16 protein-coding genes are annotated in these 15,225 nt (G+C 52.2%); 8 read left to right on the top strand and 8 right to left on the bottom strand.

From position 1 onward, the window contains the following. Nucleotide 1 precedes the first annotated feature (1 nt). The 4 genes from O1721_RS04060 to O1721_RS04045 all read right to left on the bottom strand — a co-directional run bounded on the left by O1721_RS04060 (nucleotide 2) and on the right by O1721_RS04045 (nucleotide 2,877). Complete coding sequence (locus O1721_RS04060) at nucleotides 2-679, bottom strand: EcpB family pilus assembly chaperone (protein ID WP_015570085.1); 678 nt, start codon at nucleotides 677-679, stop codon at nucleotides 2-4. Nucleotides 680-724: 45 nt separating this feature from the next. Further along, nucleotides 725-1,348 (bottom strand): common pilus major fimbrillin subunit EcpA, encoded by a 624-nt coding sequence (locus O1721_RS04055; protein ID WP_003860995.1) that lies wholly within the window; start codon nucleotides 1,346-1,348, stop codon nucleotides 725-727. Nucleotides 1,349-1,575: 227 nt separating this feature from the next. Next, nucleotides 1,576-2,061, bottom strand: a complete 486-nt coding sequence (locus O1721_RS04050; RefSeq protein WP_023295677.1) for a hypothetical protein — start codon at nucleotides 2,059-2,061, stop codon at nucleotides 1,576-1,578. 3 nt (nucleotides 2,062-2,064) lie between these two features. Beyond that, entirely contained in the window at nucleotides 2,065-2,877 is an 813-nt protein-coding gene (locus O1721_RS04045) for a winged helix-turn-helix domain-containing protein (protein ID WP_015570087.1), read from the bottom strand. A gap of 374 nt (nucleotides 2,878-3,251) precedes the next feature. On the opposite strand from O1721_RS04045, the gene O1721_RS04040 reads away from it, so the two are divergent. The 4 genes from O1721_RS04040 to O1721_RS04025 are packed head-to-tail and all read left to right on the top strand — an operon-like array spanning nucleotide 3,252 to nucleotide 8,169. After that, entirely contained in the window at nucleotides 3,252-3,836 is a 585-nt protein-coding gene (locus O1721_RS04040; RefSeq protein WP_017383657.1) for a fimbrial protein, read from the top strand. A gap of 52 nt (nucleotides 3,837-3,888) precedes the next feature. Continuing rightward, nucleotides 3,889-4,581 carry a fimbrial biogenesis chaperone gene (locus O1721_RS04035; protein WP_015570089.1) on the top strand — a complete coding sequence of 231 codons (693 nt, stop codon included), beginning with the start codon at nucleotides 3,889-3,891 and terminating at the stop codon, nucleotides 4,579-4,581. A 15-nt stretch (nucleotides 4,582-4,596) separates the two neighbouring features. Continuing rightward, nucleotides 4,597-7,089: a fimbria/pilus outer membrane usher protein gene (locus O1721_RS04030; protein WP_032646717.1), complete on the top strand. Its 2,493-nt coding sequence runs from the start codon at nucleotides 4,597-4,599 to the stop codon at nucleotides 7,087-7,089. A gap of 15 nt (nucleotides 7,090-7,104) precedes the next feature. Beyond that, nucleotides 7,105-8,169 carry a fimbrial protein gene (locus tag O1721_RS04025; protein ID WP_032103777.1) on the top strand — a complete coding sequence of 355 codons (1,065 nt, stop codon included), beginning with the start codon at nucleotides 7,105-7,107 and terminating at the stop codon, nucleotides 8,167-8,169. A gap of 6 nt (nucleotides 8,170-8,175) precedes the next feature. On the opposite strand, the gene O1721_RS04020 is transcribed toward O1721_RS04025, so the two are convergent. After that, complete coding sequence (locus O1721_RS04020; RefSeq protein ID WP_032646713.1) at nucleotides 8,176-8,811, bottom strand: LuxR C-terminal-related transcriptional regulator; 636 nt, start codon at nucleotides 8,809-8,811, stop codon at nucleotides 8,176-8,178. Nucleotides 8,812-9,381: 570 nt separating this feature from the next. Here O1721_RS04020 and O1721_RS04015 point away from each other — a divergent pair. Both O1721_RS04015 and O1721_RS04010 read left to right on the top strand, forming a co-directional pair. Beyond that, nucleotides 9,382-10,002, top strand: coding sequence for a LuxR C-terminal-related transcriptional regulator (locus O1721_RS04015; RefSeq protein ID WP_015570093.1), 621 nt, complete (start codon nucleotides 9,382-9,384; stop codon nucleotides 10,000-10,002). Between the two features lie 75 nt (nucleotides 10,003-10,077). Then, on the top strand, nucleotides 10,078-10,758 hold the full coding sequence (locus O1721_RS04010) for an EAL domain-containing protein (protein ID WP_032646710.1): 681 nt from the start codon (nucleotides 10,078-10,080) through the stop codon (nucleotides 10,756-10,758). 33 nt (nucleotides 10,759-10,791) lie between these two features. Here the strand turns inward: O1721_RS04010 and nlpA are convergent, their stop codons facing one another. Then, the gene (nlpA, locus tag O1721_RS04005) at nucleotides 10,792-11,592 is read right to left on the bottom strand and encodes a lipoprotein NlpA (protein ID WP_020480549.1); all 801 of its coding nucleotides are present in this window, start codon (nucleotides 11,590-11,592) and stop codon (nucleotides 10,792-10,794) included. A 229-nt stretch (nucleotides 11,593-11,821) separates the two neighbouring features. Continuing rightward, the gene (locus tag O1721_RS04000; protein WP_015570095.1) at nucleotides 11,822-13,321 is read right to left on the bottom strand and encodes an MDR family MFS transporter; all 1,500 of its coding nucleotides are present in this window, start codon (nucleotides 13,319-13,321) and stop codon (nucleotides 11,822-11,824) included. Nucleotides 13,322-13,399: 78 nt separating this feature from the next. On the opposite strand from O1721_RS04000, the gene O1721_RS03995 reads away from it, so the two are divergent. Continuing rightward, nucleotides 13,400-14,047: a TetR/AcrR family transcriptional regulator gene (locus O1721_RS03995; protein ID WP_017383663.1), complete on the top strand. Its 648-nt coding sequence runs from the start codon at nucleotides 13,400-13,402 to the stop codon at nucleotides 14,045-14,047. On the opposite strand, the gene O1721_RS03990 is transcribed toward O1721_RS03995, so the two are convergent. After that, entirely contained in the window at nucleotides 14,044-14,463 is a 420-nt protein-coding gene (locus O1721_RS03990; RefSeq protein ID WP_032646705.1) for a GNAT family N-acetyltransferase, read from the bottom strand. The two genes, O1721_RS03995 and O1721_RS03990, sit on opposite strands and share 4 nt — an antisense overlap. Before the next feature lie 185 nt (nucleotides 14,464-14,648). On the opposite strand from O1721_RS03990, the gene O1721_RS03985 reads away from it, so the two are divergent. Continuing rightward, entirely contained in the window at nucleotides 14,649-15,218 is a 570-nt protein-coding gene (locus O1721_RS03985) for a TetR/AcrR family transcriptional regulator (protein WP_032620543.1), read from the top strand. The last annotated feature ends 7 nt before the right edge of the window (nucleotides 15,219-15,225 follow it).

Below are 15,225 nucleotides of genomic sequence, written 5' to 3'. Positions count from 1 at the left end.
CTTACTTAACAGGAATGAACTGTTTCAGGTCCCATATTCCGAGATGAAAATGGTTATCCGTAACGTTGATATCCTCGATAGCGCGCGAGGTCTCTGGCATCAGGTAGAAGTTTTTGCTACACGGCGTGCCGGGGGATTCCGGATTCGGCTTCAGGCAGGTCCCGGTCGCATTGACGCGAAACGAGGTGTTCCCTTTATTGGTTATTTTTCCCGCCACATAGACGAAGTCGATCTTCTTATCCCGGGGCTGAACCACCAGAATGGTGCTCACCACCGCACGCGTCATCCCGGTGCCGTTTTTTGGCGAACCGCTGTCCACCTCTTCGCTTACCCCTTCATCCGTGAAGGTAATGCGGTAGTAACGCTCTTTGTTATCGGCGTTCCCGTGATAGTAAAATTTGACGATATTGCTGGTACCGGCGGGCATTACCATGCGCGTGGGCGTCAGCAACAGTTCGTCCACTTTCTCCGGATTAATGACGATCCCTTCATCCATTGGGCTGCTGATCCGCTGTGCGCGAACAGAAACAATACGCACGCTGTCTGCTTCGTTTTTTATTTCCTTGGCGGTGGAGTCAGCATCCGCAGAAATAATGGTGGTGACTTTTCCCACATTAATGGCCAGCGCGGAGGAAGAGATAAATAATAAAAATAAGAAGGTGGATTTGAGGTTAAACATGCTATTTCCCTAAACAGGGGCTTGCGCCCCTGGATCGATCAGGCCTTAGCCCCAGGTTGCGCGGAACGCAACAGACACGGTCCCTTCCCACAGGCTGTTGGTCAGGTCTTTGAACTCTTTCGCAGTACCCGCGTTGTCCTGAGCGGAGTCAACGTAGAAGACGAATTTGTCCTGGCCGGTAATTTCGGTATCTGCCGCCGCGCCTGCGCTGGTGGTCAGGTTCCACAGGCCAGAAGAGACGCCGGTGTTAGAAGAAGAATCAACCAGCGTGGTCCATGCGGTCGATTTCGCCCCCACGGTGCCACCGATAGAGCCCAGGTCGTTACCGCCCCAACGCGCACCCACTTTCAGCTTGGTCGCTTCACCACCCACGCTGAACAGCGTGTTGTTTGAATCGTCGAGGATAGCTTCGAGTTTGAAGCTGGTCGCCGTAGAGTGATCGCCACGGATAGCCACATCAAACAGACCGGTATCGGTGTTGAAAGATTTGGTATTGGCGCTGTAAACGAAGTTCAAAGCACGCGTTGGCGTAACAACCAGATCGGATTCGCTGTCTTTGGTCGCGGTTGCCTGCCAGGTGGCAGAAGCCGTCGTTTCAGCTGCATTAACTGCGCTCAGGGCAGAAACAGACAGCAGGGAGCCCAGAACGATAGCGTTCAGTTTGTTCATTTATTTAGTCCTTCAAAAAAGAATCCACGTGTATAAAAAGGGGAGCCCCTTTTTCGAGGCGGAGTATAGACAGCCGCAAAATAACGAGGCAATACAGAAAAATTCACTCGACGGAGAGCAACAATAAAAATATAAATAAATTTCTCGTATCTTATTGTTACGTATTGAGTAAATTACTCAATTTCCCGAGTAATAGATAAATATCGATTTTTCAATAAAGAGAAATATCAGGACGTCGGGACAGCCACACACATCATTACAGGCAACACCAGCCCCTTAATTAACCACGCATGTTTTTTTACGCTGGTAATATAGAAGAAGTTGATATTATCAAGTAACATTTCGTTTACAACGCCATCCGGCGCCGCATCATCTTCAGATTTATTCAGCTTTTTATCCTTAATATAAAAGATATTGCTGCCGTCGACTTTTTCCACGCTGAGCGTGTAATTTCTGTCAATCAGGTAGCTTTTGCCCTCTTTCTTGAGTACGCCTTTATGAATAACCGTCACAACATCTTTGTTGTTAAACAGGAAAAGCGTGGTTAGCGACATATCGGTTGACTCACCCGTGGAATAGGTTTTCCAGGAAATGGTATCTGACTGGCAGCCAAACCCCTCATCCTGCGTTCTGGTAAAATAGACCCATAACAACGCGATGACAGACAGCGCCAGTACGATACTGAACAGTACACTCATTTTAGTCCGTGACATATTTTAACTCCCGGTCAGGCTTCTGTAAGAAATGCAGTTCTTATAATCGTCGATACTGTCCTGCTGATAACAGATGGCCAGGAAATAATTTTCTATCTGCGACTTTTTAAACCTGGAATAGTAAGCATCTGCAACCTGATGTTGACAGTCGATATGTTGACTGGCGATGACCTCTTTTACGTGATTAAAGTAGTGCTGTCGCGGCTGATACATATTCTTATCGATCAGGTATATCGTACACCTGTCCACTTTACCGAGCAGATGCATATCAGAATCTTTCAGGCTCTCGGCATAGGAATCCCGTTGGTGCAACAGTAAAACAGCGGTTCCGGTAACAATAATCAGTAATAACGTGCAGAGAGAAATAAAGAGTCTGTGCAGCGATATTATTTGTTTAGGCGGATCGGCATCTTTCTTATGCGCTAGCGTATCGAATGCTTCAGAGGCAGATTCTTCGCTAAGCGTTGAAATAACCGGCGGCCTGACTGTGTGATGTTCAATATGCGCGGCAAGGCTAAATCCCTTGCCACGTATCGTTTTTATCAGTAAAGGGTCGCAGCCTAATGTACGAAATGCTTTTCTGATTTCACTTATGGCAACATTTAGACTCACCGAAGAACCAGAGAAACCATGATCCTCCCAGACCTTCTTTATCAGGTCGTCTCTGTCGAGTGTTTTACCATTATTGATGATAAGTTCATAAAGCAGACGACCCGCCTGGTTAGATAACTTAATGGATGACTCTTCCTCTCCATTAATCATGATCATACCGGTGTCGACTTCATAAAGCATTGTAAGATCAATGAGATACTTCATATTATTATTACGCCATTGTTAAATTTTTGTGCATTTGCCAGGCAATAATAAGTCTAAAGTTTGTGTGGTCAAGTCGCGTGATATTAATTGAGAGATGAATTCATAAAGCTTCATTAATTAACGATTATTAAAGCATTAATAAAAATCTTCGAACCAACGCATTTAGGTTAAAACATTAAAAAAAACATACTGGCAAGATTATAATCTTAAACTTTAGAAGTTGTTGGAATAATGTTTTGTTATGTACTTTTTTAGTGCAACATAATATCGTCAAAGCATTCTCCCGAGTCGCCATGCGTCTAGCCGGTACATCAGGGACATGTGTAGCCGATTAACATTCATTTTAAATAACACAAATCTTCATGGAGTTTATCATGTTCAAATCGATCATGACCGTATCACTGCTGGCCGCCGCTATTGCCTCTACCAGCGCAGTGGCCGCAGACAATTCGGCGGGTGGTATCATTAACTTTACCGGCGCTATTACCGATACAACCTGTACCATTAACGGCGGTAAAAGCGCGGACTTTACCGTTGCGCTTTCCCCTATTTCGGTAAAAGATGCGGGCACAACGGTTGGCCTGATCACCCGAAATAAAAAATCTATTGCGCTGACATTCTCTGGTTGCTCACCAGCAGCCGGAACGACCGGTACCCCGCTGAAAGTTTATTTCTCCAGCGCGGATAATATTTCCACTGACGGTAAATACCTGCTGAATAACAGCGTGAACGAAAGCGATGCCAGCGTGGCACGTAATGTCGGCTTTGCGTTAGTGGAGCCAGGTTCGTCTACGCCTATTACCCTGAACCAGCCTTACACGACAAATATTATGGGTACAGCGACCGCGCCAGATTCCGAAACGCTGACGCTGGACGTTTATTACTATAAAACAAACGCCGCTGCCGCCACCGTGGGCGAGTTAAGCTCCAACGTAACGTATACCATTTCCTACCTGTAATAGTGATTATTCAGGCTCTGTTTTCGCAGAGCCTGTATTTAAGGTTACAATCATGCGCAAGGCAATTTTGCTGGCAGGCTTACTGCTAAGCACGGGTCACTCATGGGCCAATATTGTCATTAATGGCACCCGTGTCCTTTATCCTGAAAATAACAAAGAGGTGATCGTCCAGTTAATGAATACGGGCGATGCGCCGGCTCTGGTACAATCCTGGATAGATGACGGTGATATTAATTCCACGCCGGAAACAGCCAATGTGCCGTTTCTGTTGTCGCCGCCGGTGATAAAGGTTAACGAACATAATGGTCAACAGCTTCGTATTAAAAAGCTGCCGTCCAGCTTGCCTGCGGATCGCGAATCCGTCTTTTTCCTGAATGTCCTCGACATTCCGCCCAGACCTGAAAATCTGCAAAACCAGAATACCGTTCAGCTGGCGATTAAATCCCGTATCAAACTTTTTTATCGGCCCGCTGCGCTGAAAGGCACGCTGGATGACGCGGTGGCGAAACTGACGCTCGCCGCCGACGGCGATCGCTTTCGCATTACAAATAACAGTCCGTTCCATATTACGGTCGCCAATATTTCGCTGGGTAAAACGAAATTGCTCCAGGAGTCCCCGATGGTTTCCCCGTTTGGGCAGCTGACGGTCGCCGCCAAAAATACGGTTAAGCGCGGACAGACCTTCCAGCTGATGTATGTGGACGATCTTGGCGCGTATAAAACCCGGACTTTCACCAGTCAGTGATCGGAAAGACTCACCATGAAAATGAAACAAAACAGACTCTGTCTGCTGGCAGTCTGCACGCTTCTGCTTTCGCATAAATCAGGGGCCGTCTCGTTTGATCCCTCCCTGCTTGCTGGCGCATCCGGTGAGTCCGATCTGTCTCGCTTTTCCGAAAACAACGCCATGCCTGCCGGCAGTCAGGAGATGGATATCTACGTAAACGGCAGCTGGAAGGGACGTTATACCGTCATCTACGGCGAGCAGCGTGACGACATCCGCCTTGCCTGGAAAGATGCCCGGTCGCTGGGCATCAACACCACATCCGTGCCTGCGCCCGCCATTGCGCACGGGCAGGTCCAGCTGCGCGATCTGGTTCAGGGCGGTGAAGTCAAAACCGATACCAGCACCCTGAGTCTGGCGCTTACCGTTCCGCAGGCGGCCGTGCTGCGTACTGAAGAAGGTTACATTGCCCCCCAGTTCTGGGACGAGGGGATACCGGCGCTGATGCTCTCGTGGAACACGACCTGGTACAACACCCGCGCGAAAGGCACTGCGAAAGACACAAATGATGATTTTTATGCCGGGCTGGATTCCGGCGCCAACCTGTTCGGCTGGCAGTTTCGCGACAGCAGCGCCTGGCGGAAAACCGCCAGCGGAGAGAGTAGCTGGCAGAATAATACCCGCTACCTGCGCCGTCCCCTGGCCTCGCTGAAATCCAACCTGACGCTGGGTGACTTTTATATTCCTGGCGATCTGTTTGATTCCCTGCGCGTGCGCGGCGTGTCGCTGGCGTCGGATATGAAGATGCGCCCAAATTCACAGCAGGGTTTTTCACCGGTGGTTCACGGCGTGGCACGGACGAACGCCCTGGTGAAAGTTATCCAGAATGGCAACGTGATCTATCAGGAGAACGTGCCGCCGGGCCAGTTTACCCTCGACAGCATTCAGCCTACCGGCTCCGCGGGCGATTTGCTGGTGGTGGTGCGTGAAGCGGACGGTTCACAGCAGTCCTTCACGGTGCCGTTTTCCGCCGTGCCCGGGATGCTAAAAGAAGGGGTGAGTCAGTACAGCGTAGTGGCGGGTAAAGTGCATCAGAACACGCTCGATGCCGAACCCGCATTCATGCAGGCCACGCTGCGCTACGGGTTTAATAACCTCATCACCGGGTATACCGGGACGATTATTAGCGATAACTACCAGGCCGGGCTTGTCGGTACCGGTTGGAACCTTCCTTTTGGCGCGGTTTCGTTTGATGTCACCCACGCCAAAACCACCCTACAGGATCGCACCAGCAGCGGTCAGAGTTATCGCGTGTCGTACAGCAAATTTATCGATACCACCGCCACCAACTTCACCCTGGCGGCCTATCGCTATTCCACTAAAGGCTATTACAGCTTCAGCGACGCGCTCTATTCGCGCGAAGGGTATCAGCGCCTGAGAGCGCAGTACGACGACTATGAAGATCGGTTTGGCGTTGCGCCCGACATGTCGCTAAGCACCTGGGACGCCCTGCGCGCGGCGCAGCCCAAGAATACCTTTACGCTTAACCTTAATCAGCGCCTGCTCAATAACTGGGGCACGGTGTTTGTCTCCGGCACACAGCGCGATTACTGGAACTCACAGCAAACCACGCGCGAATATCAGATGGGCTATTCCAACGCCATCGGCCGCGCCAGCTTTACCCTGTCGGCCAGCCGGGTACGGAACAGGGACAGTGAAGAAGAGACGCGCCTTTACCTCTCCCTCAGCCTGCCGTTCTCGCTGTTTGATAATAATGCGTGGATCACCTCCAGCCTGACGGCCAGCGATTCGCATTACGAACAGAGCAATATCAGCATGAGCGGGAACGCGCTGGCGTCGAACCGCCTGAGCTATACCCTCTCCGGCAGTAATGCGCGTGGGGGTAAAAATGCGGCAAGCGTTAACGCCGCGTACCGTTCGAACTTCGCGACACTCGGTGGCTCTTACAGCGAATCCTCCGACTACCGCCAGACCGGGCTCAGCGGGCGCGGAAGCCTGGTGGCCTACCCGTGGCACGTTCTCGCCTCAAACGAAACCGGCACAACCATGACTATCGTCGATGCGCCAAAGGCGGAGGGACTGATGGTGAACGGCGATGAAAGCATTATGACGAACCGCGATGGCGTGGCGCTGGTCCCTTACGCCACCCCGTATCGCAAAAACGCCATTACGTTAACTGAAACGGAAAACAGCGCTGGCGCGGAGGTGATCGGCAATATGGCTAACGTGGCTCCTTACGACGGGGCGGTGAGTTATATCCGCTTCGACACCGATAAGCGCCAGTCATGGGTACTTCATGCGACGCGCACCGACGGCAAACCGCTGCCCTTTGGCACTGAAGTGCTGGATGAACACGGTGGATCTGTCGGGTATGTCGGCCAGGCCAGCGTACTGTATATCCGTGCTGAACAGCCGCCACGCGCGCTCAACGTGCATCTCCGCAGCGGAAAGTGCGAAATCTCCTCCCCGACCTGGGGGCTGAACAGCCCCTCAGCGGTTTGCCATTAATTACGGATTATCAAAATGTTACGATCATTCATGTTCCTGCTCCTCACCAGCATTAGCGGGATGAGCTATGCCACCTGCTCCGGCAGCAGCATCGTTTATGGCACACCGATTACCATTGATTTATCGGATAAGCTGAGCCCGGCCACGCCCACATGGACCGGCAGCTTCAGCACCCAGTACAGCGGCTCGTTCAACTGTACGACGGGTAACAGTGAATTTTCTTACACGCCGATCCTCTCGACCGACAGCAAATACGCGACCATCCTCGGGTTCAGCAATAACAAGTATATGGTGCGGGCGGAGATCACCGATCCCCCGGCCAATAAAACCCTGTCTGCCAGCGGTAGCCATACGGCGTCTGAGCTGAACACACCGTTTACGGTTCGCTTCACCCTCGTTAACCAGAGCGGTACCACCCTGACGGGGGATACGGCGAACATGAGCGACGTTCTGTTCGTCAGCGACATGAGCGGGTTATCCATCTGGGAAATCATCACCTGGCCAATCAATCAGGTCATCAAGATAGCGCAGTGGTTATTCAGCGGGTTCAAGTGGCCTTACGACAACCGAGATATGTTTGGTCAACCGATGATCATCAAATACGCGCCGAAACTGACTACCTGTTCCTTTGATAATGCGGGGCTGACCGTGGCGCTGCCGACGCTCGGCATTCCCCAGCTCAGTGCATCCTCACAGCCGGGGCTGACGCCTTTTTCACTGAACATGAGCTGTCAGAACGTCGGGGTTAATGGCAATTCCGATCGGGCAATTGAGATGTTTCTGTCCAGCACGCAGCTGCTCTCAACCGACAGCTCGGTGCTGATCGACAGCAGCAGTAGCGCGGCGCAGGGCGTGGGGCTCCGCCTGATAAAACGTGACGCCCCGCAAACGCCGGTGACCTTCTCTACCTCAACCACCAGCCGTGGCAACGCCACGATGATTTTCAGCGTGGCGGCTGGCGCGGCGCTGGACGAACATTTCACCCTTCCGATGGCGGCGTACTATTACGTGTGGGCGCCCGCCCAGGTGAGCCAGGGTAAGATCAATACATCGGCTACGCTGAATATTATCTATCCCTGATGTGAACTATTCCTCCATCTTTCCAACCGCTTGCACATACTTAATCAGTTCGCTGTGGTTGGAAAGATTCAGCTTTTTCATTGCATTGTGTTTCTGTGTCGCAATGGTACTGACCGAACGGTTTCGATGACGGGCAATCTCCGTCGTTGAAAATCCTTCCACGATAAGATGAAGCACCTCCCACTCTCTGGCCGAGAGGATGGAACGCGCCCGGGAGCCGGACCGCATTACCCGCCTGAGCCACGAAGAGATCGACGGTTTTTGCCCGTCCGCCATGAGCAACGCGGGTAATTCCTTTTTCAGTTCAGTCAATTCATCCTGCTGACTGATGGTTAATTCAAATTTCATCTCCAGAACTTTTTTTAACAGCCCGTAAGGCAGCTCGGGCACCAACAGAACACGCCTGACGTGATGGATTTTACATAAAGATGTAAAACGGCTGCTGACCTCCGCACTCCACTCTTTATGATTAAGCAGATAATTAAATTCAGTGAAGAAAACATCCACGTTATTATCCGCCACCGCCGCCAGCGCCTGTTCAGTGGAATCGACCTGAGTAATGTTCAGTACGTAATCGGGTAAAAGATCCTGGAGCGCCCGGAATATTATCTCTTTAAATATATTTATTTTGTAAAACACCATTACCCTTACGATACGTTCAGTATTATTCATGTCTTTTCTAAATTCTCGTGACCGGAGGAAAATGATAATAGTTTATGTACTCACCACTCACAACCTCTTCGCGCCAGGATTTTATCCTTCTCAGGCTTAAAAATCTGAACAAGGACATTAAATTCATAGAAAAAATTCTATTTTATTCTGCACGCCGTTTCCCCTCGCAGATAAAGCCCTGTCGATAATCCTGCCACGATCACAATTTTTCTTACAGGAACAGCAGTAAATCACTGAAAAAGCGGTGGATTAACCCCATTAATCAACCTTCTGATGCTTATTATCCGCTCATTTATAGAATAAAAATCTGGCATGAATATTATTAGAAGATTAAAACAATTGCATATACCATTAAAACCATTTTTCAATTTTATCTTCCGCTAATAATTGGCTTCAGCTTTACTCGACGGTTTGTATTGGCTTACATTGATGCCATCGCATCGCGTTATTTAAAAAAGTGCTCGCTATTCTTTTAATAAGAGAGTGCGAACCGCCATTTTCTCTTATATGGACTGTTTACTCAGCGAAAGGAGAATGCCAATGCAAAATAAAAAAACAATTCACGTTGCCGTTGTTGACAGCTGCGAATTCACGATGATTGGCCTGCAATCGCTTGGAAAGCGTGAGCCTGATGAAAAACACGACGTTATTTTCCATGGATTTACCCATATCGAAGAGCTTGCTATGAGTGAACAACTCTTTGATATCATCATTTATGATCCGTTGAATACGCGTCATTTCCGGGTGACGACGAATGACGACATTCTCTGTATTAAACAGAAACAAGTGACAGCGAAGATCTATATCTATTCGTTATCCGCCGGCTATTTGAAATTCAAACATGTTGATGGAGTCATCAGCAAAAGAGTCTCCCTGGGGGATATCAAAGCGCTGTGGCAAATACTGATGAGCCAGACGCCGCAAGAGTCTGGCCGTTACAACGTAGGCATGACGACCCGCTTACGCACCCCGGCGAGGCTGTCCAGCGAGGAGGCAAGCGTACTGCGCGGCTATTCCTGTAATCTCAAAACCAAGCAAATCGCCCGTCAGCTGGGGTGTAACGTCAGGCTGGTTTACTTTTATAAGAACAACGCCATGAACAAGCTTAAGGCCGTGCGTGGTCCCTCGTTTTACCAGAGCATTCGCTGGATCCTGAATTAAAAATTTGACCGTGTGTCGTTTGCCTTTTGTTCCCGTGTCCGCGGGAACCTTTTTTCATTTCCTGAAGGCTGTTCCATGTATACCGTTCTTCCCTCTCCCCTGTTGCAACGTATCTCAGGGCTGCGATTCCAGCCGCTTGTCGATCTTCATTCGGGCCAGGTGTTCGCGCATGAAGTTCTCGTGGAGATCCATAACGTCAATCTTGAGGTGCTGTTTGCCTCGCTGCCCTCGCGCAGCGCGCTGCAAATCTTCTTCTGGCAGGCCAACACCCTGTTACAGATACCCGCCCGGGACGCTTACTGGCTAAACCTTCCGGCAGAACACCTTCTCAACGAACGCGCTATCCGGTTGTTGCTGGCGTTACGCCATCAGCAGCGGTTAACGATTGAAATTCAGGATCCCCTCACCATCACACGGCTGGGCGAGGATGAGCAACGTCGTCTTCATGCCACGCTTGTTCGGTTAAAAGAGGCGGGATGGCAAATCTGGCTGGACGATTTAACCCGGGAGTTGGCGGAGGCGTTCGCGCGACTTGCGCTGCCGCTGGATGGGGTGAAAATTGACCGCTCAGCGCTGCGCGAGCGCGCGCCGCTTGCCCCGTTTGTACAGGAGGTCAGGGCAGGTATCGCGCAATCAATTCTTATAGAAGGCATCGAAAACTCGCGGGATCTGGCGCGCGCCCGCGCGTCCGGCGCACAGTCTGGTCAGGGTTTTCTGTGGCCCGAAAGCCGAACCGATGCCCGCGTAACGCTTTGACGGCCAGCGGAGCGCTGGCCTTTTTACCGGGGCTTACCAGCCCGGCACCGCACCACCGTTAAAAATGGTCTCCGCCGCTTTCGCCACTTCCGGCGACTGATAGGACTGGATAAATTCCTTCACGTTTTCGGCGTCTTTGTTCTCTTCACGCGTGACCACAATATTCACGTAGGGTGAGTTTTTGTCTTCGATAAAGACGCTGTCGTGTACCGGAGAAAGCCCCGTTTGCTGGAGATAGGTGGTACTGATGATGGCCACATCCACTTTCGGATCGTCCAGCACGCGCGGCAGCTGCGCCCCTTCCAGCTCCATAATCTGTAAGTTTTTCGGGTTCGCGGTAATATCCAGCGCCGTTGGCAGCAGGCCAACATCCGGTTTAAGGGTAATCAGCTTCTCTTTTTGCAGCAGCAACAGCGCGCGGCCAAGGTTGGTGGGATCGTTTGGAATCGCAATGGTTGCGCCGTCCTTCAGCTCAGACACCGATTTAATCTTTCGGGAGTAACCCGCCATCGGGAAGACGAAGGTATTGGCCACGGCGACCAGCTTGTAATTGTGCGCCTTGTTATCTTCTGCGAGGAACGGGCGATGCTGGAAGACGTTGGCGTCCAGTTCGCCCTGGTTGGTGGCATCGTTGGGCAGCAGCGAGCCGCTAAAGCCCACCAGCTCAACATCCAGACCGTATTTCTCCTTTGCCACCTTTTTGGCGACTTCCGCCACGTCCTGCTCAGCGCCATTGATCACGCCGACTTTAATGTGTCTGGCATCATTGCCGCCCTGATCACAGCCCGCGAGCAGCAGGCCAGTCAGGAGAAGCGCACCCAATCGAAGTTTCACGAGACAGTTCCTTTTGATAGACGTTTTGAAGACTATATCGACAACGAGACGGCAGGCTAAAAAACGAAAAGGAATCAGTAAGACGGTTAAGTTATATGCGGCCTGTTGCCGGGTGGCGCTGCGCTCACCCGGCCTACGTGACGGGGGAAGTGTAGGCCCGGTAAGCGTAGCGCCACCGGGCGATGGGCATCAGGCTACGGTAGTCCAGGCGCAAGCAGAACCGCTTCCCTCACGCCTGCCGACGCAGCGGCGCTTCGCGCAAAAACCACGACAGCACAAACGCCAGCACCATAATCCCCGCCGCCAGCATGAATACCGCATGGATCGCCGAGCCGAACGCATCCAGATAGTCCAGACGCAGGGCATCAGGCAGATGGTGTATGGCAACGGGATTAAGTTCGCGCGGCAGTTCCGCCCCTTCCGGCAGCCTGTCGATCAGGCCTGATTGCAGAATATGGGTGAACACCGCGCCAAACAGCGCAACGCCAATCGCCCCGCCAATGGAACGGAACAGCGTCACCCCAGACGTCGCGACGCCGTATTGATCGGCTGACACGCTGTTCTGCACCGCCAGCACCAGCACCTGCATCACCAGTCCCAGCCCCATGCCCAGCACGCCGGTAAACAGGTACAGCTGCCAGGTTGGGGAGGTGATTGAAATGCGCGTCAGTAATACCATCCCCACCACGCCGAGCAGCGTGCCGAGGATCGGGAACAGACGATATTTCCCGGTACGGCTGATGATGCGCCCGCTGATGATGGAGGTGAGCAACAGCCCCCCCATCAGGGGGATCAGCTGCAAACCGGCCTGCGTCGGCGTGGCGTCTTTTACCACCTGTAAATAGAGCGGCAGGAAAGTGACGGAGCCAAACAGCGACATGCCGATAATAAAACCGATCAGGCTACAGAGCAGGAAGCTGCGGTCGCGGAAGAGCGACAGCGGGATAATCGGCTCCCACGCCAGCCGCTCTTCGTAGATAAACCCGGCGATCCCCGTCAGGCCGAAGGCCAGAATGCACCACAGCTGCGGGTCGCTCCATTGGCGGATCGTCCCGCCCTCGGTGGTAAACAGAATGATGCACAGCAACGCCATGCTGAGGTAAATCGCCCCCAGGTAGTCAATCTCATGCTTGCTGCGCCGCGCGCTGCCGTGGAAAACCGCGCCAATCACCAGCAGGGCAAACAGCCCCAGCGGCAGGTTGATGTAGAAAATCCAGCGCCAGGATGCGTGCTGAACGATAAACCCGCCGATCAGCGGCCCTATCACCGTCGCCAGGCCAAACACGCCGCCAAACAACCCCTGATAGCGACCCCGATCGGCAGGCGGGATCACGTCCGCCACGGCAGCCATGCTGATCACCATCAGACCGCCGCCCCCCAGCCCTTGCAGGGCGCGCATCAGCACCAGCTGGGTCATGTTCTGCGCCAGACCGCACAGCGCGGACCCTACAAGAAACAGCACAATCGCGATTTGCAGAACGATTTTTCGGCCAAACAGATCGCCGAATTTGCCGTACAGCGGCACCACGATGGTCGAACTGAGGATATAGGCCGTTACCACCCACGAGAGCTTATCCAGCCCGCCCAGCTCACCGACGATGGTCGGCAGCGCGGTGGAGACAATGGTCTGATCCAGCGCCGAGAGCAGCATCACCAGCAGGAGTGCGCTGAACAGCAGCTTAATCGACGGCGCCTTTTTCGCAGGTTGAGTCATTACGTCGGACTCCATAAGACATCACTTGAAATTAATTAATCGTATAATTAATATTTGTGGAAGTGATGAATAAGATCAAGAGATACGGTGACCATGCCAGCACAAAAGGACAATTCTGAACCCCGCCGCCCCGGTCGGCCACGCGGCGGCAAGCGCGTTACCGCCAGCCGTGAACAGCTGCTGGATATCGCCCTGAACCTCTTTTCCCGCCAGGGGATCGCCAATACGTCGTTGAACGCCATCGCCCGCGAAGCAGGCGTGACGCCCGCCATGCTGCACTACTACTTCAACTCCAGAGAACAGTTGCTGGATGCGATGATTGAGGAGCGCTTCCTGCCGTTACGCGAGCGGATCGGGGCGATTTTCGCCGACAACCGGGATTCGCCGGTGGATGCCCTGACGGAAATGGTCAGGGTGCTGGCCGAACTGGCGGAAAAGTATCGCTGGTTTGCCCCGCTGTGGATGCAGGAGGTGATTGGCGAGATGCCGGTACTGCGCACCCATTTGCAGGCACGCTTTGGCGATGAGAAATATCACACCACGCTGGCAACCATCAAAGGCTGGCAGCAGGAAGGAAAGCTGAATCCGGCGCTGGCCCCCGAACTGCTGTTCACAACGCTGCTGAGCCTGGTGCTGGTGCCGTTCTCCCGCATGCGCAATGACGAGAGGCTAAGCGCCCTCTCACCGGAGATCGTGGTGCGCCACGTGTTAGCCGTGATTGGCACCGGGATCGGCGGTTAAAGATGTTTGGTCAGATAGTGTCTCTGCATTCCCTGATAAGGGTAATCCTGCAAGGACATCTGCACCTGATAACCCTGCTTTTCATAGAACGGGCGCGCCTGGAAGCTGACCGTATCCACCAGCGCGTGACGACAGCCTTTGCGACGGGCCTCCTCTTCAGCCGTTTTGATAAGCTGGCTTCCCACGCCCGTTCCCCGCACGCTGTCGCTGACCCACAGATAGTCGATGTTCAGCCAGTCGCCTTTCCGTACGCCGATTAACCCGCCCAGCATGACGCCATTGTCGTCTCGCATATATACGCCAATATCGCCGCCAAACGACGGCAGATCTAAAAACTGCGCGTTATAGGCTCTTAGCCCCGTTAATAATTCTTCTTTTTCTTCGGCTGTGACATTATCTGTAATGCTCAGATGCATAATTCTCTCCTTATTTTCAGCGCAATCTGAATATCTCACAGCTTAACCTTCATAAAAACTCCTTATTTTCTCCATTGTTTATACCTGGAAATATTCATTCAATATGTAAATAAAAAAAGCCTTTCCAATAGTCTCCGAAAACGTATAATGAGAACGATCATTCTCACTTTTTACGGTAGCCGACAATGAGTACAAAGCTGGAAGAACGACAAAAACTGCGCCAGGACGAAATCATTACCGCCGCGCGCCGCTGCTTTCGCGCCAGTGGATTTCACGCTGCCAGCATGTCGCAGATCGCCAGCGAAGCCAGGCTCAGCGTCGGACAAATCTATCGCTATTTCAGTAACAAAGACGCGATTATTGAAGAGATGATCCGGCGCATTATCGACTCACGTATTGAAGAGATGCAGGGCAAAACCCTGGTTGAAGGGATGCCGCAGGCGCTTGCCTGGCGCCAGACGCTTAACGAAGACGATGACGCGCTGATGCTCGAAATGTCCGCAGAGGCCACGCGCAATCCGCTGGTGGCAAACATGCTGATCGAAGCCGAAGCCCGCATGTTCGCCAACGCCTGCGCGCATCTGAAAAAGCAGTTCCCTCACCTGAGCGATGAGCATATTCGCTGCTGCGTGGAGATTACCGCCGTGATGATCGAAGGCACGATTTACCGTCGACTCACGCCTTTAAAAGTACCATCAGAACAATTAGAGCCTATATACCAGAATATTTTAAATATGATTTTCTCTGCGAAGTAATCGCATG

It is taken from the genome of Enterobacter cloacae complex sp. HYC033_NIDB (assembly GCF_056673335.1).
This window is presented reverse-complemented; position numbering and strand designations above follow the sequence as displayed.

Coding starts and splice junctions, on each gene's coding strand:
- O1721_RS04060 (WP_015570085.1), bottom strand. CDS start 679: ATGTTTAACCTCAAATCCACCTTCTTATTTTTATTATTTATCTCTTCC.
- O1721_RS04055 (WP_003860995.1), bottom strand. CDS start 1,348: ATGAACAAACTGAACGCTATCGTTCTGGGCTCCCTGCTGTCTGTTTCT.
- O1721_RS04050 (WP_023295677.1), bottom strand. CDS start 2,061: ATGTCACGGACTAAAATGAGTGTACTGTTCAGTATCGTACTGGCGCTG.
- O1721_RS04045 (WP_015570087.1), bottom strand. CDS start 2,877: ATGAAGTATCTCATTGATCTTACAATGCTTTATGAAGTCGACACCGGT.
- O1721_RS04040 (WP_017383657.1), top strand. CDS start 3,252: ATGTTCAAATCGATCATGACCGTATCACTGCTGGCCGCCGCTATTGCC.
- O1721_RS04035 (WP_015570089.1), top strand. CDS start 3,889: ATGCGCAAGGCAATTTTGCTGGCAGGCTTACTGCTAAGCACGGGTCAC.
- O1721_RS04030 (WP_032646717.1), top strand. CDS start 4,597: ATGAAAATGAAACAAAACAGACTCTGTCTGCTGGCAGTCTGCACGCTT.
- O1721_RS04025 (WP_032103777.1), top strand. CDS start 7,105: ATGTTACGATCATTCATGTTCCTGCTCCTCACCAGCATTAGCGGGATG.
- O1721_RS04020 (WP_032646713.1), bottom strand. CDS start 8,811: ATGGTGTTTTACAAAATAAATATATTTAAAGAGATAATATTCCGGGCG.
- O1721_RS04015 (WP_015570093.1), top strand. CDS start 9,382: ATGCAAAATAAAAAAACAATTCACGTTGCCGTTGTTGACAGCTGCGAA.
- O1721_RS04010 (WP_032646710.1), top strand. CDS start 10,078: ATGTATACCGTTCTTCCCTCTCCCCTGTTGCAACGTATCTCAGGGCTG.
- O1721_RS04000 (WP_015570095.1), bottom strand. CDS start 13,321: ATGGAGTCCGACGTAATGACTCAACCTGCGAAAAAGGCGCCGTCGATT.
- O1721_RS03995 (WP_017383663.1), top strand. CDS start 13,400: ATGCCAGCACAAAAGGACAATTCTGAACCCCGCCGCCCCGGTCGGCCA.
- O1721_RS03990 (WP_032646705.1), bottom strand. CDS start 14,463: ATGCATCTGAGCATTACAGATAATGTCACAGCCGAAGAAAAAGAAGAA.
- O1721_RS03985 (WP_032620543.1), top strand. CDS start 14,649: ATGAGTACAAAGCTGGAAGAACGACAAAAACTGCGCCAGGACGAAATC.